The following is a 21,469-nucleotide window of genomic DNA, read 5'->3' on the forward strand; positions in this document are numbered from 1 at the left end:
AAAAGGTTTTGGGAAGGGCTTGGAAGGGCTTGCGATTCGAACCCTCACCTTAGTATTTTGGCCATTTGGCACTATAATCACCATAGGCATGCGCAAAACGTTGCGCTTAATCAAGAGGAGAAATCGTATGGGTCTGTTTGACATGTTCAAGAAGAAGGCTGAGCCCGCGGCTGCCGCTGCTCCGGCCTCCATCTCTGCTTCTGCCGGCGCCGACGTGCTGTGCTCGCCCGTCAAGGGCAAGGTCATCAAGATGGCCGACGTGCCCGATCCCGTCTTTGGTGGCGAGGTCCTGGGCAAGGGCTGTGCCGTGTGGCCCGAGGACGATCTGGTCTACGCTCCCTGCGACGGCAAGGTGACCGTCACCATGGGTCACGCCGTGGGCCTACAGTCCGATAGCGGCATCGAGGTTCTGGTGCACGTTGGCGTCGATACCGTCAACATGAACGGCGATGGCTTCGAGGGCTTCGTCAAGGCCGACGACGTCGTGAAGGCCGGCCAGCCCATGCTCAAGATCGACCGCGCCAAGATCGCCGCCGCCGGCTACAAGGACTGCGTCGTCGTGGCCGTGTCCAACACCGCCGAGTTTGCCGATGTCGAGCTCGCCGTCGAGGCCGACTCCGCTGTCGCCGCCGGTGACGCCATCGTTAAGGTCGTCCGCAAGTAAACTGCGGCATCATAAGGATGTGCAAGGGTGGTCGGGTTGTCCGGCCACCTTTTTTATTGCACCGCGGGGAAGCGTTTTATTGCACGTTGGGCGGGCTCGCAAACCGTTCGGACGCTAAAACGAACCGACCGCGCCTTCGTGCCGTCGAGGGTGTTAATAAGTTGATAGTATGGGCTTACTTTTTACAACGTGCGCCGCGTCTGGGAAGCGCGGTGCCGCTCATTGGGAGGAACAACATGAAAAAGAAGCTGCTGCTTGCGCCCCTCATGGCCGTCTTGGTTGCATGCGTGGTCGTGCTTTCCGGCTGTGGAGGTCCTTCGGTCGAGGAACTCATCACCGAGGATCTTACGACGCAGTTTGACGAGGTCAAGAACGGTGGCGACGACTTCCTCTCTGGTCTGGAGGAGGCTTCGGGCGACGAGTTCGAGCAGCTGGGTATCGATCCCAAGGAGTACGCCAAGACCTATCTCGAGGGCTTTGACTACAAGATCGGCGACGTGACGGTCGACGAGGACAAGGGTGTCGCGACCGCCGAGGTCTCTATCACCTGCAAGTCTATGAACAAGATCGTCGAGGACTTCTCCACTCAGTATCAGGAGAAGGTCGCTGCGCTTGACACGGTTCCTTCCGATGACGAGCTGTACAAGATGGCCGGTCAGGTTATGGTCGATGTGACCAAGGCCACCGAGCCCAGGAAGACCACGGTTATCTTCAAGTACACCTGCAACGACGACGGCGAGTGGCCTGCCGATGACTCCGTCAACTCCGAGATGATGGATGCAATGCTGAGCTAGTTTGTTGCGGCGTTTTACCAAACGCCGCAACTGCTCGACGCTGCGCGGGCACCAGAGCGACAACTTGTCATTCAAAGAGGACGGCATGACCAGAAGGTCTATGCCGTCCTCTTTTCATGCCAATTTGTTCGCTCTGGTGCCCGCTCGCTGTCCGTCCTCTACCTGCGGCGTTGTCATGGTAGTCATTGGGGCGGCACTTGGGGACGTTCCTTTTAATATGAGCAGGACATTGTCAAGAGGCAAAATCGGGCCTGGCCCCAACGATATGGGGTCAGGCCCTCTCCCTATATCAACCCGTCCGCGGCGACCTTGGCGTGTCTTACCGACGCTCGTCTTTGCAGTTTAATATCCGCCCGTGGCGATCTCTCGCTGGGCAATCCGTTGCTACGGCTGAGGCTTCTACGTCGAACCGACAGTCTGTGCACGCGTGTGGCGCCCTGGGCGCTCGCAGAAAAGGGACCTGAGGTTCGCCTCAACGGCTTCGGATCGAACCGCTTCCGGGGTGACTGGCTTATGTTCGGGGGACCGCCCCCCTATGCCTCCTCGGCCATGAGGCCGACCGCCCACACCCAGCAGGCGAGCTCGCGCGCCGTGGCCACGTTCGCCTTGTTGCCGTGCACCCCGCGCGCGAGCAGCGCCTCCCGCCTCTCGACCAGCCTCCGCACGCCCTTGGCGGCATGCCTCCGGGCGGCCGGGTCCGGGGCCTGGCCCTTGGCGAGGTCCTTCGGCCGCCCGGAGCACGTCAGGTAGTGCCACGCGGCCTCGACCAGCGTCTTTCTCAGGTGCTTGTTGCCGGCCTTGGTGATCGCGCCCCTGCGGTCGCTCTCCCCGCTGGAGTGCTCGGAGGGCGTCAGGCCGACCCACGCGGCGAACGAGCGGGCGTTCCTGAACCTGGAGAACTCGCCGGCCTCGAACACGAGGTGGTGTTAGCGTCAATATATTTTTCACCATTTTCACCAACGTATTTTCGCCAATCGCGCCAACGCGGATGCGCCGGATTCGCCAACGCGGATGCGCCGCTTTCGGTGTCTAGGCGCCCTCCTCCTTCCCTTCCTCGCCGCCGATGGACACGTCCTTCAGGCGGTACGACCGTCCCGTTATCTTGATCATCGCGCAATGGTGGCAAAGCCTGTCGGCCACCGCCGAGGCCGTGACGTTGCTGCCGAACACGTCGCCCCACCTGCCCACCGGCACGTTGGTCGTGACGATGGTCGACCGCTTGAGCGCGTAGCGCCTGTTGACCAGCTGGAACAGCAGGTCCGCACCCTCCTTGCCGATGTCGAGGTAGCCGAGCTCGTCTATTATCAGCAGGCTGCAGTGCTCGTAGAACCGCATCCTGCGCGCCAGCGCCTCCTTCGCCGAGGCGTGCTTGAGGTCCTCGACCAGCCTCGAGCAGTCGGCGAAGTACACCTGCTTGCGGGCCATCACCGCCTCGTGGCCTATGGCTATCGACAGGTGGGTCTTGCCGACGCCCGGGCTGCCGACGAGCACGACGTTGTCGCCGCGGTCGATGAACTCGAGCGTGGCCAGCTGCTCGACCAGCCCGCGCGGCACGCTCGGCTGGAAGCCCCAGTCGAAGTCGGCCAGCGTCTTTATGTAGGGGAAGTTGGCCATCCTCGTGCGGCGCTCGTCGTCGGCGCGCCGCTTGAGGGCTATCTGGGCGTCGGTGAGCTCGAGCATGGCGTCGACCAGGCCCTTCCTCCCGTCGGCGACGAGCCTGACGTACTCGGGCACCGACGACGCCATGCCCTCGAGCCCCAGCTCCTCGAGGTTGGCCGCCAGGCGGTTGAGGGGGCTGGCCTGCACGGCGGCGCTCACAGCGAGCCCCCTATCGAGTCGAGCAGGCCGAGGTTGGCCGCGGCGGCCGCCTCGATGTCGCCGGCGGCGTCGCCGAACCACCGCTTGCCGGCCATGGCCTCGGCGTAGTGCGCCGGGTCGTAGGCCGGCCCGCCCGCCACGTGCGTGGCCACCAGCTCGCCGCCGACGTAGCAGTCCATCGCGCCGCCGGGCATGCAGACGATGCGGGCGGGCCTGCCGATGCAGCGCCTGGGCACCGACATGGGCTCGCCGTGCGCGCTCACCAGCATCGTGGCCGGCACCCTGGCCACGCGCACCACGTCGCCCATCGCCTCCTCGAGGGCGCGCAGGTTGCCGACGGGCAGCAGCGCGTCCTTCTCCTCCATGAACAGCGCGGAGGGCGGCAGCCCCGTGGTCTCGTTGGGCTCGGAGTTGCTGGCGTCCTCGATCCGCGCGATGATCTCGTCGATGTCGTCCCAGCCGTCGAAGTCGCCCTGGTAGGCCGCGAGCCGCGACAGGAAGCGGTTCGACGACTCGACCTTGCCCTTGGTCTGGGGGCTGCGCGGGCGGCACAGCTTCAGCTCGAAGCCGGCGGCCTTGGCGAACTCGTATGCGCGCTGGACCTTGAGGCGCCTGCCGCCCTTGACCGTCACCAGGGCGGACATGTTGTCCGTGACCCACTCGCGGGGCACGCCGCCGAGCCTCGCGATCGTGGCGTACATGCACCTGACCAGGTCGTCGGTCGTCCTGGTCCCCGACCGGATGAATATGTGCCTGCGGGAATGGCCCAGCGTCGCCGCGAACACGTTGAACTCGAACAGCTCGCCGTCGCGGTTCGCCATCTTGACGGACTCCTTCCAGTCGAACTGCAGCTGCAGTCCGGGCGGCGTCTCGAAGCGCGGGTGCGGCTCCGGGCCGCCGGAGGCCCCGACGGCGATGCCGTTCTTGCGCATGAACTGGGTGAAGGCGTTGTAGCCGGCCAGGTCCTCGCCGGGATACCTGTGCAGCAGCCACTCGTGGATGCCCTTCTTGGTGACTCCCGGCAGCTGCGCCTTGGCGGCCACCTCCTCGATGTGCGCGTCGAACGAGCCCGCCCTGTCGCCGCGCCCGTCGCGGGGCCGCCCGCCCTCGGCCCTCCAGTACGACGCCACGGTGTGCCTGTCCTTGCCGTAGCGCTTCGCTATGTCGCTGAAGTTGGGCTTTATGCCCGCTTCCCTGTACATGTCCAACTCTCCGATCAGGTTCTTCTCCGCCACGGCCCGCTCCTCCCGAAAGCATCGTCCGCTCGTCGATCGAAGCGTAAGCCCCGGCGTTGGTGGAAATGGTGAAAATGCGTTGGCGCAAATGGCGGGATTGCGTTGGCATGATTGGTTGTTGAGCGTTGGTCAAAATGGTTGTTTTTACAGTAGCGCTAACAGTCGGCGGCGGTCGCGGTGTCGACGCCCTTGAGGCAGCGCAGGGAGTCGACCCTCCTCCTCCACCTGGGCTTGCGGGCCTCGGCCCCGACGAGCCCCTCGAGCCTCGACTTCTCCTCCGCCGCCCGCCTGACCGCCTCGACGTAGTAGGCCAGCACCTCGTTGTCGGCCCCCTCCGCGAACCTTATCGACTCGATCCAGGACCAGTGCGCCCGGGTCCAGTTCCCCTTCCTGTGGATTGGCTACACTGATGTGGACAGTTCCGGGAGGGGCGCGAGAGACGGGAGGGCCGTATATGAGGGACCCCAGGCACCCGAGGCATTTCACCGACGAGTTCAAGAGGCAGATAGTCGACCTCTACAACGCCGGAAAGCCCAAGCGCGAGATCATGGACGAGTACGACCTCGGCAAGAGCACCGTGGAGAGGTGGATCAAGTCGATAAACGCGACCGGCTCGCCGCGCGCCGCGTGCAACCGCACGCCCGAGCAGAACCGGATCCTGGAGCTCGAGCGCGAGAACCGCAGGCTCCGGATGGAGGTCGACGTCTTAAAACAAGCGGCGCTGATATACGCTCGAAAGTGAGGGCCATAGCGGCCAACGAGGGCCGCTACCCCATATCAGCGCAGTGCAGGCTCCTCGGCGTCGCGAGGTCGACGTACTACTCCATGCGCTCGCGGGCCGACCGGCCCGCCGCGCCGGACCCCGCCGCGCCGGCCGTGGTCGCGGCCCACGCCGCCAGCAAGGGCCGGTACGGCTCGCGCAAGATAAAGGCGTCGCTCGAGAGGTCGGGCGTCACCGTCAGCCGGCGCCGGGTCTGCCGCATCATGAGGGAGAACGGCCTGGTCAGCGCATACGGCAGGAAGAGGTTCAAGGTGCACCCCGGGGCGGTCAACGAGGCCGACGTGCCCAACGTCGTCGCGCGCGGCTTCGGCGGCAGGGCGCCGCGCACCCATATATGCAGCGACCTGACCTACGTGCGCGTCGGGGCCTCGTGGAACTACGTCTGCCTGCTCGTCGACCTCTACAACAGGGAGATCGTCGGCCACTCCGCCGGGCCCAGGAAGGACGCCCGGCTGGTCAAGTCGGCGTTCGCGACGCTCTCCTTCCCCATCTCGGACATCGAGGTCTTCCACACGGACCGCGGCAGCGAGTTCGACAACGCCGAGATCGACCTGATGCTCGAGGCCTTCGGCATAGAGAGGTCGCTGTCGGCCAAGGGCTGCCCCTACGACAACGCCGTCGACGAGTCGACCAACAGGATACTGAAGGCCGAGCTCGTCCACCGCGAGACGTTCGGCACGACGCGCGAGCTACGGGCCAAGCTCTCGGACTACGTGAACTGGTACAACAACTTCAGGATCCACTCGACGCTGGGCTACATGTCGCCGGTCGAGTTCAGGGAAGCGGGGCTGTCCCTCCCGGAATCGTCCAAATAGGTGTTGCCAATCCACTGCGGCCGGTGGGCGTTCTCTCGTCGAAGACGAGCCCGTGCCTGAGCAGGAACTTGGAGAGCCGCTGCTTCGAGCGCGAGAGGTCGTCCCTCGCGTCCTCGAGCGCCCTGGTCAGGTCGCGGGCGGCCTCGCACTCGTCGTCGGGGACCCACACCTCGACCACGTTGCCGACCGACAGCATGCGGGCGAGGAACTCGGCGTCGTTGCGGTCGTTCTTCCTGCGCCTGTCCGCGCTGGGCTTGATCATCTTCGAGACGGCGCCGACCACGCAGTCGACCCCCAGGCCGGAGAGCCTCTTCTGCAGGTCGAACCCCGTGACCCCGGACTCGTACACGCACCTGGCCCTGGGGTCCACGGACCGGACCCACGCCGCGACGGCCCCGGCGTCGTAGCCGAAGGTCGCGCAGCGCACCTCCCCGGTCATGACGTCGAGGGAGACGGCCTTTATCGAGCGGGCGTGGACGTCGAGGCCGACGAAGGTGGTAGTATCGAGCATGGGAGCCCCTTCCATGAATGCGGCGTGGCCGCCACGGCTGGATTAGACACTCACCATTGTCGGCCTGATCCGCGGACTTTCATGCCGGGGGCTCCCAATGTTTTTATGTCCTGCTCATATCGTCTCTGCCGGCAGTCGGGGACACTCCTTGCGCCAGCGTTGCATCGAATGCTCGGGAAAATACGAGCCGGTATTTGGCCGAATAGTGGGTCGCGGTTTCCGGATGGGGTGGGTTGCGGAAAGCGCGACCCGGAATATTGCTCTGAAACGGGATGCCGTTTCCCGACAAGGCTCAACCGGAAAGCGCATCCCATTCTGAGGCGGCAAAACGGGATGCGCTTTCCGCGCGACAGAATCTATGCAGCCGTGTTGAGCGACAGCCCCGCTACTCGCCCAGGATTAGCGCCGCGAGCTCGTCCTGGGTGTCCACCACGTAGTCGGCGCCAGCGGCTTCCAGCTCTGCGCGGCCGCGGAAGCCCCAGGTGACACCCGCGCTCTTGAGGCCGGCGTTGTGACCGGTCAGGATATCGACATTGGAATCGCCTACATAGAGTGTGGTTGCCGGGTCGGCGCCTAGCTCTTTCATCACGTGCAGCGTAACAGGTGCCTCGGGCTTGGGAGGAAACGCATCGACGCGGCCCTGCACCAGCGCAAAGCGCTCGGAACCAAAGTATTTCTCGATAAGCGGAACCGCCGAGACGTGGTCCTTGTTAGTGAGCACGGCAAGCTGCACACCCGCGGTGCGCAGGCGGTCGAGCATCTCGATCGTACCGGCGTACGGTGCGGTGTGGTCTTCCTTGTGCTCGCCGTAATAAGCCCTAAACTCGGCAAGCGTCTGCTCAAACATACGGCCGTCGCCCGCATACTCGGCGGGCATAAAGCGCTCGACCAGCTTGAGCATGCCGTTTCCCACCTTGTAGCGGTACTCGTCTACGGCAAACGTGGGCCAGCCGTGCATCTCGCAGGTATGGTTGCCGGCGGCTGCCAGGTCCTCGAGCGTGTTGAGGATGGTGCCGTCTAAATCAAAAATCACATGGGAAAAAGCTGCTGCCATGGGTGCTCCCGCCGTTTGGGTTATAGGACGCACCCATGATAACGGGCTGGCGTGTCGGGCATGTTTGAAATCTGAACAACTTTGACTGCCGTGTATCGGGCCGCGCTGCCCGACCATCTCTGTCGTTAGCAAATTCTCGGCAGCTGCTCTCCTACGAGCATGTCGAGGATGCGGGTCGAGCCCCAACCGGTACGTACGCGCACGGCGGGGCGGGCGTCCTCGGCAAGCGGCAGCACGCGACCGATAATGGCGGCATTCTCGCCGTAGCGCGCGGCGCGCATGGCGGCCAGCACGGCATCGGCCCGCTCGGCCGGCACCACGGCAACCATCTTGCCCTCGTTTGCCACCTGCAGAACGTCGTAGCCGAGCATCTCGCAGGCGGCCTGCACGTCGGGGCGCACGGGCACGGCATCCTCGTCGATCTCCATGGCAACACCGCTGGCCTGGGCAAACTCGTTAAGCGTCGAGGCCAGGCCACCGCGCGTGGGGTCGCGGAAGCAGCGTGTGTCGGGTGCTGCGGCAAGCACATCGGCAATCAGGTGGTTGAGCGGCGCGGCATCGCTTTCGATGGCGCTCGAAAACGCCAAGCCCTCGCGTTGGCTCATGATGGCGATGCCGTGGTCGCCGAGTGTGCCCGACACCAGGATGACGTCGCCGGGCCGGCAGTTGGCACCGCTGAGCGTCACGCCTGCGGGCACCTCGCCTACGCCAGCGGTATTGATGTAGACGCCGTCGGCACCGCCACGCTCGACCACCTTGGTGTCGCCGGTGATAATCTTCACGCCTGCCTCATGTGCCGTTTCGGCCATGGTCTGCACAATCTGGCGCAGCTTGTCCATGGGATAGCCCTCTTCGAGGATAAAGCCGCATGAGAGGTAGCGCACGTTAGCGCCCGAGGTCGCGACGTCGTTGACGGTTCCGCACACGGCGAGTCGGCCGATATTGCCGCCGGGGAAGAACTGCGGCGAGACTACAAAGCTGTCGGTCGACATGGCGATGCGCCCGCTCGCGGGCAGCGCAGCGACGCCGGCATCGTTGCCCTCGAGCAGTTCGGGCGACCCAAAGGCATCCAAAAAGACCTCATCGATGATGCGTTTCATCATCTGGCCGCCAGAGCCGTGGCCCAACAGGACAGTGCTATCGGTGGCAGTACGGGACATATCGAAAACTCCAATCGTGGGGGGTCGGCAATAGCTGAGTGTGGCAGAATCGATGTTAAGTAAAAGTCAGCGAGCGCCATTCAGGCGAAGTGAGTTGCCTTGAAAGAGGAGGCTGCTGGGCTTTTGCCCGCAGCCGACGATTGAAAGGCAAATCGCTCGCCTGAATGGCGCGCAGCGTCGACCGGCCCGCCGTTCGTTAGAGCGGCGGAACCCATTAGCCTCGGTAGCGGAAATATGCTGCACAGCTGCCCTCGGAACTCACCATGCAGGGGCCGATGGGATGCTCGGGTGTACAAGCGCGGCCGAACAGAGGGCAGTCGCTCGGCGTAATGGCCCCGCGCAGCACGTCGCCGCAGCGGCACCCACGCGGCTCGACCGTCGTCTCAACGGGCACGTCAAAGCGAGTGCGGGCATCAAAGCGCGAGAACTCGGGGCGGATGGAAAGGCCCGAGTTGGCAATCGGCCCCAGCCCGCGCCACGTGGTGTCGCATGGCTCAAACACCTGCTCGACCAGCTGGCGCGCCACGGGGTTGCCGTCTGCGTTGACGCCACGGCGGTAGGCGTTGTCGATTGCGGGCTGCCCCTCAACAACCATCTGGACCAGCATGCAGATGCCCTGCAGAATATCGACCGGCTCAAATCCGGTGACTACGCCTGGGGTCTCGAACTCATCGACCAAAAAGTCAAAGGGGGCTAAGCCCGTGATGGTGGCGACGTGTCCCGGAAGGATAAAGCCGTCGATAGTGGTCTCGGGATCGTTGGCGATGGCGCGCAGCGCCGGCGGCGTGGTCTTGTGGGCGCAATAGACCGAGAAGTTCTGGAGTCCGCGTGCATCGGCCTCCAAAATGGCGGCGGCGATGGTGGGCGTCGTGGTCTCAAAGCCGACGCCCATAAAGATGACCGGGCGATCGGGGTTGTGTTCGGCGATATCGAGTGCATCGAGCGGGGAGTACACAATGCGAATATCGCGCCCCGCCGCCTTTTGCGCGGCGAGCGAGGTAGACGACCCGGGCACGCGCATCATGTCGCCAAAGGTGGTGATGATGGCGCCGTCCATCTTGGCGAGCGCGATTGCATGGTCGATATCGCGGTTGGCGGTAACACAGACGGGGCAACCCGGACCGCTCAGCAGTTTGAGCCCGGCAGGCATAATGGAGCGAAAGCCATAGCGACCGATGCTCACGGTGTGCGTGCCGCAGACTTCCATAAGGTTGATGGTGCGGTCGCCGACGAGTTCACGGATGCGCTCGATGAGCTCGCGAGCCAGCTTGGGATCGCGGAATGCCGAGAAGTCGATACCGGAGCGAGCCGGCTGTCCGGCCGCCACTAGTAAGCCTCGGCCGGGTTGGTGGCCAGCTGGTCTTCTTCGACCAGTTCGGTCATGGTGTTGACCAGGTCGAGCGTCTCCTGCGCCTCCTGCTCGTCGACAATCTGAATGCCAAAGCCGGCGTGCACGAGAATATAGTCGCCTACCTGTGCCGTCGGCACGAGGCGCAGCGAAACGGGGCGCTCGATGCCCATCATGTCGACGGTCGCCTTAAGGTCGTCGTCGCGTTTGACCACTTTACCGGGAACGGCAAGGCACATAATGTTCCCCTTTTATACGTTTTGCGCTGGATAGGCGCCTAATTACCCATCAGTTGATGGTAGCGCTCGCAGGAGTCACGAGCAAACGCGTTACACCTGTGAGACGGCGGCGCGCAGGCTGGCAAAACAGCCTATCGCGATGCTGTCTGCGCGAGGCGAGCGCGAGCGATGACGGCCTGACCGTAGGCGATACAGCCGTCGTTGACGGGCACGGAGCGGGGAATCAAGACAGTGAGACCCATGCTTTTGAGCTCGCGGGTGAGGAGCTGAAGCAAAAGTCGGTTCATGAACACGCCGCCCGAGAGCGCGACGGTGTCGAGGCCTTCACGGGCGCAGATTTCGCGTGCGATTCGTGCCGAGGAGCGCGCGATGGTGACGTGGAAGTCGAGCGCGAGCTTGCCGGTGGGCACGCCGGTCCTGATTCCCTCCAAAAGCGCCTCAAAAAGCGGTCTGGAGTTCAGAACATGGCAGTCGTCCGGACGGGATGATTCGGTTACGGAAAAGCTGACCATATTGCCGGTGGGGCAGGCACTTTCACTGCTGAACGCGCGCCAGGCGGCGGCTTCGAGTTCTATGGCGGGTTCGCCCTCGTAGGTTGCCTTGTCGCAGATGCCCAGAATTGCTGCCGCGGCATCAAAGAGACGTCCCATGCTGCTGGTACGCGGGCTGTTGATGCCGCGCTCGATCATGGTGGCTGTCACGCTACGCGTTTGCTCGTCGAGGCTGTCCAAAAGCTGAGCGGCGCCTGGGTGCTCGAGTAGGCCGAGTTCGCTGAGCAGGGCAAAGGCGTTGCGTCGAGCGTCGCGTACGGAGGCCGCCCCGCCGGGGAGCGCCCAGGTGAGCAAATGCGCGGTGCGCTCAAAGCCGTCAAGGCTGGCAACAAGAAACTCGCCGCCCCAAATGGTCCCATCGGTGCCGGCGCCGGTGCCGTCGAAGGCGATGCCAAGGACACGCGTGTCGGTTGTAAGCTGGCCCGCGGCGATGGCCTCGGCCATTACGCTCGCGATATGCGCATGATGGTGCTGCACTTCGACGAGCGGCAGATTGCATTTTCGCGCCTGCTCGCGCGCCCACTGGTCCGATAGATAGCTGGGGTGTAAATCGCAGGCCAAGGCGGCGGGCGCCAAGTCAAAGAGATCTTCCAAGCGCGTGCGCGCGGCGTTCCAGGCATCGAAGGTCCCGCCGTTTTCAACATCGCCGATATGCTGCGACACAAAACAGGTTGCCTCGCCGTTCGTCCCTTCGCGCGTGAGCGCAATCGTGGCCTTTTGTTGTGGCCCGCAGGCGAGCACGCAGGACGGAGCGCCGTCGAGCGCCGGCAACGGCAGCGGCTGGGGTGCATATCCGCGGGCACGGCGCACGGGCATAATGGCGCCGTTGACCACGCGCACCACGGAGTCGTCGTAGCGCGAGAGGATCGCGCGGTCGTTGCCGAGTAGCGCATCAGCAATGCCGGCGGCAACGAGGCGCTCCCAGGCAAGGTCGTCATCGGTCTCGATGGGCTCTTCGCTCAGGTTTCCGCTGGTCATGACGAGTGCATGCACACCGCGGGCTTCTGCTGCGGCAAGCAACAGATGCTGAAGCGGGGTGTAGGGGAGCATAACGCCGAGCTCGGGAAGGTCGTGCGCGACGGACGGCGCGAGCGCGAGGGCGTCGGGGGAGCCGCCGCTCTCGCAAACAGCACGTCGGCGCAGCAGCACAATGGGGCGAATGCTGCCGGCCAGCAAGCCGCGCTCAACGTCGTTGACATGGCACAGGCGTTCAACGTCGGCAAGGTCGCGCACCATAACGGCAAGCGGCTTGTTGCTGCGGCGTTTGCGACGACGAAGCTCGGCTACCGCCTGCTCGTTGGAGGCGTCACATGCCAAGTGAAATCCGCCCAGGCCCTTGATGGCGACGATGCCACCGCCGGCCAGCAGCTCAATGCAGCGCTCGATGATAGCGTCGCTGGCTTCGCGTGTGGTGCCGACGGCCGGCAACGCGGCGGCTTCGCCCGGCTCACCGCCCACGCTCGCTTCGCGCCACGTGATATGCGGCCCGCAATCAAAGCAGGCATCGGGCTGCGCGTGAAAACGCCGGTCGAGTGGGTCGGCATACTCCGCGGCACACTCAGGACACATGGGAAAACAATTCATCGACGTGGCCGCTCGGTCATAAGGCAGCGACCGGATGATGGTAAAGCGCGGTCCGCAGTTGGTACAGTTGATAAAAGGGTAGTGATAGCGCCGATCGGCGGGGTCGAACAACTCGCGCAGACAATCATCGCAGGTGGCGATATCGGGCGAGACGAGCGTCGTGTGCGCGGTCTGGTCCTGCGATGCCACAATACGAAAGCCCTGCTCATCGGCAGCGCTCCAGCCGCTAGGCTTCAAATCCGCAATATCGACTCGCTCAACGCGAGCCGCCGCGGGCGCATGCTCAGAAAGAGCAGCGACAAATCCGTCAACCGCCTCGGCACGGGCGTGCGCCTCGATATGCACGCCGTCGCCCGCGTTGAGCACCCATCCGCAAATGCCATGCGCCATGGCCTCGCGATACACAAACGGCCGCATGCCAACGCCCTGCACAATGCCCGTCACATGAATATGCACATGTCGCATGCGACACCCCTCATCAAAACCGACCAAATAGGGACAGGTGCGCTACAGCCCCAGGCTCTGCTTGGTGGCGGCGCACGTGAGCTCACCGTGCTTAACGCCGCGCAGGCCCAGCAGGCGGTCGGCTAGTTCGTAGACGCGCTCGCCGCGACCCTTGAGCGCCAGAATCTCTAAGCAGTTGTGGTGATCCAGATGCACGTGCATGGTCGATACGATCTCGTCGGTGTAGTCGTGCTGCACTTCGTCCAGACGGCGCGTCAGGTCGCCGGTATGGTGGTCGTAGATCATGGTGAGCGACCCGATAACATGCTCGTCGGGCGTGCGCATCTGCTCCTTGGCGATCGAGGCGCGAATCAGATCGCGTACGGCCTCGGATCGGTTAGCCACGTCACCGCGGCGCGCGATCTGCTCGTCAAAGCGGCGCAGCAGGTCGTCGGGCGCGGTGACCGAAAAGCGGACCAGCTCGGAGCTGGAGCCGCTGTAGCGGCAGCTTGCATCGTCGTCCGCACCGTGATTGTGCGCGTGCTCGTGCTCGGCCACGTTACACCAGTTTCACAGAGCCGACGGAGTTGTGGTCGGCCTCGATGGCCTCCTCGTAGCCCTCGAGCGCATCGTGCGCCTCGTGGAGTGCCGCCATGGCGGCCTCGAGCTTGGCGCCAATGCGCTCCATGTCAAAGTTCTCGGTCGCATGCAGCAGCTGATGGCTCCACTCGTGAGCGAGCTCAATGGTGTCGTCGACCTGCTTGACGCTCATGGCAAGCTGGCTCATGTTCATTCCGACGTCATGCATGGGGAGTCTCCTTTTGTACGGGGCGATATGGTGGTTCAGATTCTACTACGCCCGCCTTGAGCGCCGCCGCATAAGAAAACGGGTGCGAGTCCGTCTGACCCGCACCCGTTCACTGGGGGCTGTTTGTATCTACCATACTATCCGTGGTCGCATACCTTGCGTTTGGCACTCCGGCGAGCGGTGCGAAACCGCTCATGGACGGCAGATGGGTAACAAGCGTATTACAGATGTTTCTCCAGCAGTGCCTGAAGTCTTGCCTTGGGCAAGGCGCCGACCGAGCGGTCGACCTCCTCGCCGTTCTTAAAGACGATCAGCGTGGGGATGCTCATGACGCCAAACTTCATGGCCAGGTCCTGGTTGTCGTCGACGTTGCACTTGGCCACAGCCAACTTGCCGGCCAGCTCGTCGGCAACCTCGTCTACGATGGGCGAGAGCGAGCGGCAGGGGCCGCACCACGGGGCCCAAAAATCAACCAGTACGGGCAGGCTGTCGTTAACGATGGAATCGAAGTTCTCGGGGGTAATCTGCTTAATGTCAGCCATGGTGACCTCCATAATACGACGCGGCTCGGCCGCGTAAAACTCAGTACGACCGTGCTTATACCCAGCGGCCCGCAAAGCAACCACTCGCGGGCGGCTCTTTTATATAATGGTGGGCACGCAAACGATTGGAGAGCGCATGCCCACGTCACAAAGCCAGAAAAAAGAAGCCATCGCTCAGGCGACCGAGCAGGAGCTCGCGTCGCTTGCAGGTCGCGGTGTGCGTATCGCGGGCAACGCGTGCTCGCCGATTGTGCTGGTCAAAGGCGATTTGGATGAAGCCGAGTGCTCGGGCGGCGAGCTGGCTGCCGGCGCGGATGGCGCCGCGTTGCGCAAGGCGCTCGGCGCCATCGGATATGCCCCCGAGGACTTTTGCGTGCTGGCAAGCGTCGCCGGCGCGGGTGACGGAGCGGTCGCGGTGGGCGAGACTCTGCCGTGCGACCTGTTCCGCGAGGCGCTGGAGGCTCTGGACCCCGAGGCGGTGCTGCTGCTCGACAACAGTGCGGCCGATGTCATGCGCGAAACCTACGCCGATATGCTCGTGGCGATTGATGACTTCGACACCGCCATGCTCAAGCCCGGCCTGGTCGCCCATGTGCAGGGCCGCCGCGTGCTCGCGCTCGATGGCTTTGAGGCGGCGCTGACCGACAAAGCGGCCAAGCAGCGTATGTGGGCCTACATCAAGCAGCTGACCCCGGCGGTCGCTCCACTGTAGCGGATCGGCACCGGCGAGCGATTGCCTGGCGGGCGAGGCGCGCCGCGAGATCGGCGCCGTACTTCTACATCACAGCGCGCAGCTCAAACCGATCGCCGTTAATGCGGAACTGGCAGTTGCCGTTCATGCGCTCCACGGCAAGTTTGATGCTCTTGGTTCCAAAGCCGTGGCCCGCATGCCGGGTCACGGGCATGCCGTCGACCATGCGCGGCGCGCGGTCAAACGTGTTGGAAACTAACAGCAACAGCTGGCCGTCCTCAAGTCGCAGGTCAAGGTCGACGAATCGCTTTCCTTGGGGTGCGGCGCTTGCGGCGGTGATAGCGTTTTCCAAGGCATTTGAGAGCACGCTAAACAGGTCGGCGTCACCTACGTGGACGGTTTCGGGTACGGCGGCGCGCAGGTTGGCGGTAATGCCGTTTCTATTGATATCTGAGTTGAATGACGAAAGCGCGATGTTTACGGTCTCGTTGGCGCAGAAGCGGCGTACGGCGGTGCGGTCGCCGGCTTCGCAGAGTTCGTCGATGCGGTTGAGCGCCTCGTCGGTGTGGCCCTCCTCAATTAAAGTGGCCAGGCCGCGTAGGAAGTGGCGCATATCGTGGCGAAGAATCGACAGCTCGCGCCCAGATTGACGCCAAGCCTCGAGCTCTTTGATGGCGGCGCTGTCGCGGGTTTCGAGCATCCAACGCTCTCGCTCGGCGGTTTCCTTTTCTTCGTATTCGCGCAGGTAAACGGCAAGAAACATAAGATAGAAGGCACAGAGCGCAAATGCCAAAAACTCAACTGTCACCACCGAGCCCGAGTGGAACAGCGTGGTGTAGACGTTGGTGGCGTAGTCAAAGATGTAATAGACGAGCGGCAGGATTAAAAGGATGCCCAGCTCGGTGGGGCTTTTAATCGCCAGGCGGGGTCCAATGTCGCCGGCCCAATGCAGCAGGACGGCAAAGACGCCGAGCGTGGTAGCGATGCGTGCCAGATAGTACGCGATCTGAGAATCGGTTGCGGCAAATGCGGCGATGCCCATCCAATTGCTGAACTGGCAGCTCAGATAGGCGCTGGTGACGCCCAACGTCGCGAGTAGCGGACTCAAGTGGTAGCGCGCGCATAGGTAGACGGTAAGCGGCAAGTGCACGACGAGCGGATAGACCTGACGGGCAAAAAGCTCTCCGCCAACGACATTGGCGATCGAAAAGGCAGCGCCGGTTGCGGCTCCGACCCCCACCAACTCGAGTGCATGGCGTCGATTGATTTCGATACCGCACAGCGCCGCCGAGGCAAAGACGCCAAAGAGCAGCGTCGTGGCGTGGTGGATTGCCCAAAGGACCATTTCGACCGAGGAGATCATCAGCGCCTCCCGCCCTCAAAGCGCACCGCAAAGTAGGCGTCTTGGAACCCCTGCTTGCTGCTGCGCGACAGCGGAATGCACGCGCCCGAGCGCATGACGATGTCCGTGCGGTCAAAGTGGTCGATGTTGCGCAAGTTGACCTGGTAGCTACGGTGGCATTTAAAGAAGGTGGCATTTTGCGCCAAACGGTCCTCGACGCTGCGGAACGATTCGAGTGCCTCGATATCGCGTCCGTCGCGCAGATGGAAGACCACGTGCTTGTTGCGCGCCTCGGCATATTCGATGTCGGACAGGCGCAGGGCGTGGTGGCCAAAGGACGTTTTGATCACGAGCTCGTCGGTTGCCGCCGGGCGCATGCTCGAAAGTTCGTCGAGTAACTGCGCCAGGCGTTCGTAAGTCACGGGCTTGAGCAGATAGTCGAAGGCGCGGACCTCGTAGGACTCCAGTGCAAACTCGGGCGACGAGGTGAGGAACACCAGGCGCACGGCGGTGTCGGCCTGGCGCAATTCGCGTGCGGTGTCCATGCCGTTGACGAGCGGCATGATCATGTCGAGCAGGATGATGTCGGCGCGCGACGCGGCATGGCGCGCCAGCAGGTCCTCGCCGCGCGTGACGAGCGCAACATCGACCGCCGTGCCCGTCTCGATCGACCAACGGTCGATCATCCGGTGCAGTCTATCTAGAAAAGCGGCGTCATCGTCGCAGGCAATAATCTTGAGCATTCTGAGCCCCCTTAGTAGTTCGATTTTGCCACATTGGGCGCGGACCACTCGCGGGGGAGCGCCCGTTCGTGCCTCACGGTGCGCAACTCGCGCCGAGCGGTATTGCGGTGGCGAAAGATGCCTCCTGCGCTATCGAGAGCTCGGCTATCCTCAGCTTGCCAGTTCGAAAATGGACCTGCCGCATGATTGAATCTTTATTTCAACCTTACACCTAGGTTTACAGCTGTCTTGTCAGCTGTAAACCTAGGTGTCATACTAAAGCCCCAAGATTCGCCAAAAGAGAGGGGCCTTGATGGCACAGAGCGCGAACATGGATGCGTCGGAGCTTGCACGCGATATCGCGGCCGGCCTAGCATCGGCAACGACGGCAACGGAGCGCGCGGCACTGGTGCCCGCAGAGCTTGTCGAGGCCATTCAGCAACTAAAAACCCAACGTGACGCGGTGATCCTGGCGCACTACTATGTGGCGCCCGAGGTTCAGGCTGTGGCCGATTACGTCGGCGACAGCTTCTACCTGGCAAAGCTCGCCAAAAGCCTACCGCAGCAGACTATCGTGCTGTGCGGCGTGGAGTTTATGGGCGAGAGCGCCAAGCTGCTCAATCCCACCAAGACCGTGCTGCTGCCCGAGCCGGGCGCGGACTGTCCCATGGCGCACATGGTCAAGCGCGAGACGGTCGACGCGGCGCGCGCCGAGTATGGCGACGACCTGGCCGTGGTGTGCTACGTCAACTCGACGGTCGAGATCAAGAGCTGGAGTGACGTGTGCGTTACCAGCTCAAACGCCGTCAAGATCGTCTCCGAGCTGCCGCAGCAGCACATCTTGTTCATTCCCGACCAGAACCTGGGCCGCTTCGTAGCCGAGCAGGTGCCCCAAAAGCACGTCATCCCCAACAACGGCTACTGCCCGCGCCATCACATCATCACCGTCGAGCAGATCGTCGACGCGACGGAGGCCCACCCCGACGCGCTCGTGCTGGCGCATCCTGAGTGCAAGGCTGACGTCCTGGCTGAGGCCGACTACATCGGCTCCACCGCCGGCATCATCAAGTATGCCGAGGAGTCCGACGCGAGCGAGTTCATTATCGTGACGGTCCGCGGCGTACTCTACGAGCTCGAGCGCCGCTGCCAGGGCACCGGCAAGAAGTTCTACTTCCCCGCGGTGCAGCCCACCTGCGTCAACATGGATCTCATCACGCTCGAAAAGCTTGTGCGCTGCCTGGAGACGGGCGAGGGCGAGGTGCAGATCGGCGTCTCGGACGAGGCGGCAGACCAGGCCAAGCTCACGCTCGACCGCATGCTCGAGTACGCAGCACGCTAGAACAATGTGGCATGAGGGATGGTTCCTTATGTCACATTCAAGGGAGAGGATTCCTGTGGAAACCAAGCAATACCCCGATATGGAGTGCGACGTCGTCATTGCCGGCTGCGGCGTAGCGGGCCTGTACGCGGCGCTCAACCTGCCGACGAGTACGCGCGTGATCATGCTCTCCAAGGGCGCGGTCGACGAGTGCGATTCGATGCTCGCGCAGGGCGGCATCTGCGTGCTGCCCGAGGGCTCGGACTACGATGCCTTCTTTGAGGACACCATGCACGCCGGCCATTACGAGAACCGCCGCGAGAGCGTCGACATCATGATCCGCTCGAGCCGCTCGGTCATCAACGACCTGCTAGCGATGGGCGTGGATTTTGAGCGCAAGGCCGATGGCGGCCTCGACTTTACCCGCGAGGGCGCGCACAGCCGTCCGCGCATTGCCTTCCATGCCGACATTACGGGCAAGGAGATTACGACCAAGCTGCTTCAGGCCGTCCGTAAGCTGGACAACGTGCAGATTCTCGAACACGTTGCCATGACCGACATCCTGACGGCCGAGCGCGATGGGGCCACGGTGTGCACTGGTGTCGTCGCTGTTGCCGTGGACGAGGACGATTCAGCTCGCCCCGCCGACGAGCTGGCAAATGCCGCTGAGGGCGTGCATGTCGGTAAGCCGTTTAAGATCCATGCCCGCCATACGCTGTGGGCGACGGGCGGCATCGGTGGCGTATACGACCATTCGACCAACTACCCGCAGCTCACGGGCGACGCCTGCTACATCGCGCAGGAGCACGGCATTAAGATGGAGCACCTGGACTACGTGCAGATCCATCCCACGGGCCTGTTCTCGCCGCAGCCAGGCCGTACGTTCCTGATCAGCGAGAGCTGCCGCGGTGAGGGCGCGATTCTGCTCAATGCCGCCAGCGAGCGTTTTACCGACGAGTTGCAGCCGCGCGACGTTGTCGCTGCCGCCATCCGCGAGCAGATGAAGCAGGACGGCACCGAGCACGAGTGGCTGAGCTTTGCCCCCGTCGAGCGCGACGTGGTGACTGGGCACTTTGCCAACATTCGCGCGCGCTGCCTTGAGGACGGCCGCGACATCTTGGACGAGCCCATCCCCGTTACGCCCACGCAGCACTACTTTATGGGCGGCGTATGGGTCGATAAGGACGGCCGCACTTCGATGCCCGAGCTCTACGCCGCGGGCGAGACGGCTTGCAACGGCGTTCACGGCAAGAATCGCCTTGCATCAAATAGTCTGCTCGAGGCGCTGGTCTGGGGTCGTCGCGCCGCGTGGTACATGCGCACCGGCGAGTCGCTGGCCGTGGAGCAGGCCGGTGAGCCCGCGCTTGACGGGCGTCACCGCGCCCTGAGTGCCCATACCCTTGCAATCGATGATTTGGCTCGTGCCGCCGGCACGCAGGCCGTGGAGGAGTAGACCATGAATCCCATTACCATGAAACTCGTCGTCGATGATCTGATTCTGCAGGCTCTGCGCGAGGACATTACCTTTGAGGACGTGAGCACGGCGAGCGTGTGCCCCACGGCGCGTCCCGCCACGGTGGAGCTTATCGCCAAGGCCGATGGCATCATCGCCGGCCTGGATGTGTTCGCTCGCACCTTTGAGCTGCTGGATTCGCAGAGCTCGGTGCTGTTTGATGTTGCCGACGGTGACGAGGTGCACGCCGGCGACCACGTGGGCCAGGTGCGCGGCGATGCGCGCGTGCTGCTTTCGGGCGAGCGCGTGGCGCTCAACTACCTGCAGCGCATGAGCGGTATCGCTACCTATACGCACAGAATGGCTGCGGTGCTCGAGGGCACCAAGACCGTGCTTGTCGACACACGTAAGACCACGCCGGGCATGCGCGTCTTCGAGAAGGCCGCGGTTGAGATTGGCGGCGGCAGCAACCACCGCTACAACCTGTCGACGGCCGTCATGCTCAAGGACAACCACATCGATGCCGCCGGTGGCGTGACGCGCGCGATCGAGATGGCGCGCGCCCATGCGTCGTTTACCACGACAGTTGAGATTGAGTGCGAGAACCTGGACATGGTGCGCGAAGCCGTGGAGGCCGGTGCCGACATTATCATGCTCGACAACATGACCCATGACGACATGGCCGCCGCCATCGAGCTTATCGCCGGTCGCGCCAAGACCGAGTGCTCGGGCAACGTGGACGCCAGCAACATTCGCGCCCTGGCCGATCTGGGTGTCGACTATATTAGCTCGGGCGCCCTGACGCACTCTGCGCCGATCCTCGACCTCTCGCTTAAGCACCTGCGTCTGCTGGACGGTAAATAATGAACGCCCGCGAGCGTCGCCGTGCCATCATGGCCGTGCTCGAAGGAGCCAAGGAGCCCGTTTCGGGCAGCGCACTTGCCCGCGAGGTTGGCGTGAGCCGTCAGGTCGTGGTTCAGGATATTGCCCTGTTGCGTGCCGATGGGCACGATATCGTGGCGACCAACCGCGGCTACGTGCTGCAGGAAGCCGCGAGTAGCCCCGCCGTGCCCACGCGTCTTGTTAAGGTGCGCCACGGCGTGGAGCAGGCGGGCGACGAGCTTACGAGTATCGTCGACGCGGGTGGCGCCGTGCTCAACGTGATCGTCAACCATCGTGTGTACGGCAAGATCACGGCCGACCTGGACATCCGCAATCGTCGCGATGTTGAGCGCTACCTGCACGATATCGAGAGCGGCAAGAGCTTTCCACTACTAACGGTGACGAGCGGCTACCACTTCCATCGCATCGCGGCGGAGGACGAGCAGACCCTCGACGAGATCGAGGCCATACTCAAGGAGAAGGGCTACCTTGCCGATTTAATGCCCTACGAGGATGATTTGTCCTAACCCGATACTGTATTTATAAGTTGCGGTGAAATAGTTCCTACAATCGGCACCTAAGCAATGAGCCAGGAACTATTCCACCGCAACTGCCAAGGTAGCCCCGTCCCCAATTAGCTGCCTATACAAACAAAAGGAGGCCTCCGCGGCGATGCGGAAGCCTCCTTTTTTGTGCACGGTGTACTTTTGAGT

The 21,469-nt window shown here is 63.3% G+C and carries 23 protein-coding genes; 8 read left to right on the top strand and 15 right to left on the bottom strand.

Annotated features, from left to right (window positions below; genetic code table 11):
• The first annotated feature begins 127 nt into the window (after positions 1–127).
• Both ACGHIZ_RS00770 and ACGHIZ_RS00775 read left to right on the top strand, forming a co-directional pair.
• Positions 128–664, top strand: coding sequence for a PTS glucose transporter subunit IIA (locus ACGHIZ_RS00770; RefSeq protein WP_055310775.1), 537 nt, complete (start codon positions 128–130; stop codon positions 662–664).
• A gap of 236 nt (positions 665–900) precedes the next feature.
• On the top strand, positions 901–1,458 hold the full coding sequence (locus ACGHIZ_RS00775; RefSeq protein WP_390448424.1) for a hypothetical protein: 558 nt from the start codon (positions 901–903) through the stop codon (positions 1,456–1,458).
• Between the two features lie 533 nt (positions 1,459–1,991).
• Here the strand turns inward: ACGHIZ_RS00775 and ACGHIZ_RS00780 are convergent.
• The 4 genes from ACGHIZ_RS00780 to ACGHIZ_RS00795 form a co-directional block, all read right to left on the bottom strand.
• The gene (locus tag ACGHIZ_RS00780) at positions 1,992–2,375 is read right to left on the bottom strand and encodes a transposase (RefSeq protein ID WP_338400903.1); all 384 of its coding nucleotides are present in this window, start codon (positions 2,373–2,375) and stop codon (positions 1,992–1,994) included.
• A 112-nt stretch (positions 2,376–2,487) separates the two neighbouring features.
• Positions 2,488–3,276 (bottom strand): IS21-like element helper ATPase IstB, encoded by a 789-nt coding sequence (gene istB / locus ACGHIZ_RS00785; RefSeq protein ID WP_390448427.1) that lies wholly within the window; start codon positions 3,274–3,276, stop codon positions 2,488–2,490.
• Positions 3,273–4,511: an IS21 family transposase gene (istA, locus tag ACGHIZ_RS00790; protein ID WP_390447279.1), complete on the bottom strand. Its 1,239-nt coding sequence runs from the start codon at positions 4,509–4,511 to the stop codon at positions 3,273–3,275. Before istA ends, istB begins: the two co-directional genes overlap by 4 nt.
• Positions 4,512–4,666: 155 nt before the next feature.
• On the bottom strand, positions 4,667–4,828 hold the full coding sequence (locus tag ACGHIZ_RS00795) for a hypothetical protein (RefSeq protein ID WP_241154619.1): 162 nt from the start codon (positions 4,826–4,828) through the stop codon (positions 4,667–4,669).
• 137 nt (positions 4,829–4,965) lie between these two features.
• On the opposite strand from ACGHIZ_RS00795, the gene ACGHIZ_RS00800 reads away from it, so the two are divergent.
• Positions 4,966–6,107 (top strand): IS3 family transposase gene (locus ACGHIZ_RS00800; protein WP_390448431.1). Its coding sequence is split into 2 segments (ribosomal slippage): positions 4,966–5,224 and positions 5,224–6,107, totalling 1,143 coding nucleotides; the frame shifts between segments, so codons are not numbered across the junction.
• Here the strand turns inward: ACGHIZ_RS00800 and ACGHIZ_RS00805 are convergent.
• The 9 genes from ACGHIZ_RS00805 to trxA form a co-directional block, all read right to left on the bottom strand.
• Positions 6,067–6,618 (bottom strand): transposase, encoded by a 552-nt coding sequence (locus ACGHIZ_RS00805; protein WP_241154621.1) that lies wholly within the window; start codon positions 6,616–6,618, stop codon positions 6,067–6,069. The two genes, ACGHIZ_RS00800 and ACGHIZ_RS00805, sit on opposite strands and share 41 nt — an antisense overlap.
• Before the next feature lie 385 nt (positions 6,619–7,003).
• On the bottom strand, positions 7,004–7,672 hold the full coding sequence (locus tag ACGHIZ_RS00810; RefSeq protein WP_124785752.1) for an HAD family hydrolase: 669 nt from the start codon (positions 7,670–7,672) through the stop codon (positions 7,004–7,006).
• 125 nt (positions 7,673–7,797) lie between these two features.
• Complete coding sequence (hypE, locus tag ACGHIZ_RS00815) at positions 7,798–8,832, bottom strand: hydrogenase expression/formation protein HypE (RefSeq protein ID WP_124785753.1); 1,035 nt, start codon at positions 8,830–8,832, stop codon at positions 7,798–7,800.
• Between the two features lie 214 nt (positions 8,833–9,046).
• Entirely contained in the window at positions 9,047–10,159 is a 1,113-nt protein-coding gene (gene hypD, locus ACGHIZ_RS00820) for a hydrogenase formation protein HypD (RefSeq protein WP_241154622.1), read from the bottom strand.
• Positions 10,159–10,419: a HypC/HybG/HupF family hydrogenase formation chaperone gene (locus ACGHIZ_RS00825; protein ID WP_089573632.1), complete on the bottom strand. Its 261-nt coding sequence runs from the start codon at positions 10,417–10,419 to the stop codon at positions 10,159–10,161. Before ACGHIZ_RS00825 ends, hypD begins: the two co-directional genes overlap by 1 nt.
• 131 nt (positions 10,420–10,550) lie before the next feature.
• The gene (gene hypF, locus ACGHIZ_RS00830; RefSeq protein WP_390448437.1) at positions 10,551–13,019 is read right to left on the bottom strand and encodes a carbamoyltransferase HypF; all 2,469 of its coding nucleotides are present in this window, start codon (positions 13,017–13,019) and stop codon (positions 10,551–10,553) included.
• A 42-nt stretch (positions 13,020–13,061) separates the two neighbouring features.
• Complete coding sequence (nikR, locus tag ACGHIZ_RS00835; RefSeq protein ID WP_117839950.1) at positions 13,062–13,556, bottom strand: nickel-responsive transcriptional regulator NikR; 495 nt, start codon at positions 13,554–13,556, stop codon at positions 13,062–13,064.
• 1 nt (position 13,557) lies between these two features.
• The gene (locus tag ACGHIZ_RS00840) at positions 13,558–13,806 is read right to left on the bottom strand and encodes a hypothetical protein (protein ID WP_006235225.1); all 249 of its coding nucleotides are present in this window, start codon (positions 13,804–13,806) and stop codon (positions 13,558–13,560) included.
• A 221-nt stretch (positions 13,807–14,027) separates the two neighbouring features.
• Positions 14,028–14,348 (bottom strand): thioredoxin, encoded by a 321-nt coding sequence (gene trxA, locus ACGHIZ_RS00845; RefSeq protein ID WP_117776407.1) that lies wholly within the window; start codon positions 14,346–14,348, stop codon positions 14,028–14,030.
• Between the two features lie 136 nt (positions 14,349–14,484).
• Between trxA and ACGHIZ_RS00850 the strand changes: the two genes are divergently transcribed.
• A complete protein-coding gene (locus tag ACGHIZ_RS00850) occupies positions 14,485–15,060 on the top strand; it encodes a hypothetical protein (RefSeq protein WP_124785755.1) in 576 nt (191 codons plus the stop codon).
• A gap of 64 nt (positions 15,061–15,124) precedes the next feature.
• Here the strand turns inward: ACGHIZ_RS00850 and ACGHIZ_RS00855 are convergent, their stop codons facing one another.
• Together ACGHIZ_RS00855 and ACGHIZ_RS00860 are read right to left on the bottom strand one after the other, a co-directional pair.
• A complete protein-coding gene (locus ACGHIZ_RS00855; protein ID WP_117839952.1) occupies positions 15,125–16,402 on the bottom strand; it encodes a GHKL domain-containing protein in 1,278 nt (425 codons plus the stop codon).
• Positions 16,402–17,124, bottom strand: a complete 723-nt coding sequence (locus tag ACGHIZ_RS00860; protein WP_390448443.1) for a LytR/AlgR family response regulator transcription factor — start codon at positions 17,122–17,124, stop codon at positions 16,402–16,404. The genes ACGHIZ_RS00855 and ACGHIZ_RS00860 overlap by 1 nt, the downstream gene beginning before the upstream one ends.
• A 292-nt stretch (positions 17,125–17,416) precedes the next feature.
• Between ACGHIZ_RS00860 and nadA the strand changes: the two genes are divergently transcribed.
• The 4 genes from nadA to ACGHIZ_RS00880 are packed head-to-tail and all read left to right on the top strand — an operon-like array spanning position 17,417 to position 21,283.
• Complete coding sequence (gene nadA / locus ACGHIZ_RS00865) at positions 17,417–18,442, top strand: quinolinate synthase NadA (protein ID WP_390448446.1); 1,026 nt, start codon at positions 17,417–17,419, stop codon at positions 18,440–18,442.
• A 28-nt stretch (positions 18,443–18,470) separates the two neighbouring features.
• On the top strand, positions 18,471–19,874 hold the full coding sequence (locus ACGHIZ_RS00870; RefSeq protein WP_390448449.1) for an FAD-binding protein: 1,404 nt from the start codon (positions 18,471–18,473) through the stop codon (positions 19,872–19,874).
• 3 nt (positions 19,875–19,877) lie between these two features.
• On the top strand, positions 19,878–20,738 hold the full coding sequence (nadC, locus tag ACGHIZ_RS00875; RefSeq protein ID WP_124785757.1) for a carboxylating nicotinate-nucleotide diphosphorylase: 861 nt from the start codon (positions 19,878–19,880) through the stop codon (positions 20,736–20,738).
• Positions 20,738–21,283 carry a transcription repressor NadR gene (locus tag ACGHIZ_RS00880; protein ID WP_118227044.1) on the top strand — a complete coding sequence of 182 codons (546 nt, stop codon included), beginning with the start codon at positions 20,738–20,740 and terminating at the stop codon, positions 21,281–21,283. Before nadC ends, ACGHIZ_RS00880 begins: the two co-directional genes overlap by 1 nt.
• Positions 21,284–21,469 lie beyond the last annotated feature (186 nt).

The sequence above is a fragment of the Collinsella sp. i05-0019-G5 genome (assembly GCF_042851345.1).
GTDB lineage: Bacteria > Actinomycetota > Coriobacteriia > Coriobacteriales > Coriobacteriaceae > Collinsella.

Coding starts and splice junctions, on each gene's coding strand:
- hypE (WP_124785753.1), bottom strand. CDS start 8,832: ATGTCCCGTACTGCCACCGATAGCACTGTCCTGTTGGGCCACGGCTCT.
- trxA (WP_117776407.1), bottom strand. CDS start 14,348: ATGGCTGACATTAAGCAGATTACCCCCGAGAACTTCGATTCCATCGTT.
- ACGHIZ_RS00870 (WP_390448449.1), top strand. CDS start 18,471: ATGTCACATTCAAGGGAGAGGATTCCTGTGGAAACCAAGCAATACCCC.
- ACGHIZ_RS00770 (WP_055310775.1), top strand. CDS start 128: ATGGGTCTGTTTGACATGTTCAAGAAGAAGGCTGAGCCCGCGGCTGCC.
- ACGHIZ_RS00855 (WP_117839952.1), bottom strand. CDS start 16,402: ATGATCTCCTCGGTCGAAATGGTCCTTTGGGCAATCCACCACGCCACG.
- ACGHIZ_RS00850 (WP_124785755.1), top strand. CDS start 14,485: ATGCCCACGTCACAAAGCCAGAAAAAAGAAGCCATCGCTCAGGCGACC.
- ACGHIZ_RS00860 (WP_390448443.1), bottom strand. CDS start 17,124: ATGCTCAAGATTATTGCCTGCGACGATGACGCCGCTTTTCTAGATAGA.
- ACGHIZ_RS00805 (WP_241154621.1), bottom strand. CDS start 6,618: ATGCTCGATACTACCACCTTCGTCGGCCTCGACGTCCACGCCCGCTCG.
- nadA (WP_390448446.1), top strand. CDS start 17,417: ATGGCACAGAGCGCGAACATGGATGCGTCGGAGCTTGCACGCGATATC.
- ACGHIZ_RS00810 (WP_124785752.1), bottom strand. CDS start 7,672: ATGGCAGCAGCTTTTTCCCATGTGATTTTTGATTTAGACGGCACCATC.
- ACGHIZ_RS00775 (WP_390448424.1), top strand. CDS start 901: ATGAAAAAGAAGCTGCTGCTTGCGCCCCTCATGGCCGTCTTGGTTGCA.
- hypF (WP_390448437.1), bottom strand. CDS start 13,019: ATGCGACATGTGCATATTCATGTGACGGGCATTGTGCAGGGCGTTGGC.
- ACGHIZ_RS00825 (WP_089573632.1), bottom strand. CDS start 10,419: ATGTGCCTTGCCGTTCCCGGTAAAGTGGTCAAACGCGACGACGACCTT.
- ACGHIZ_RS00840 (WP_006235225.1), bottom strand. CDS start 13,806: ATGCATGACGTCGGAATGAACATGAGCCAGCTTGCCATGAGCGTCAAG.
- nadC (WP_124785757.1), top strand. CDS start 19,878: ATGAATCCCATTACCATGAAACTCGTCGTCGATGATCTGATTCTGCAG.
- ACGHIZ_RS00880 (WP_118227044.1), top strand. CDS start 20,738: ATGAACGCCCGCGAGCGTCGCCGTGCCATCATGGCCGTGCTCGAAGGA.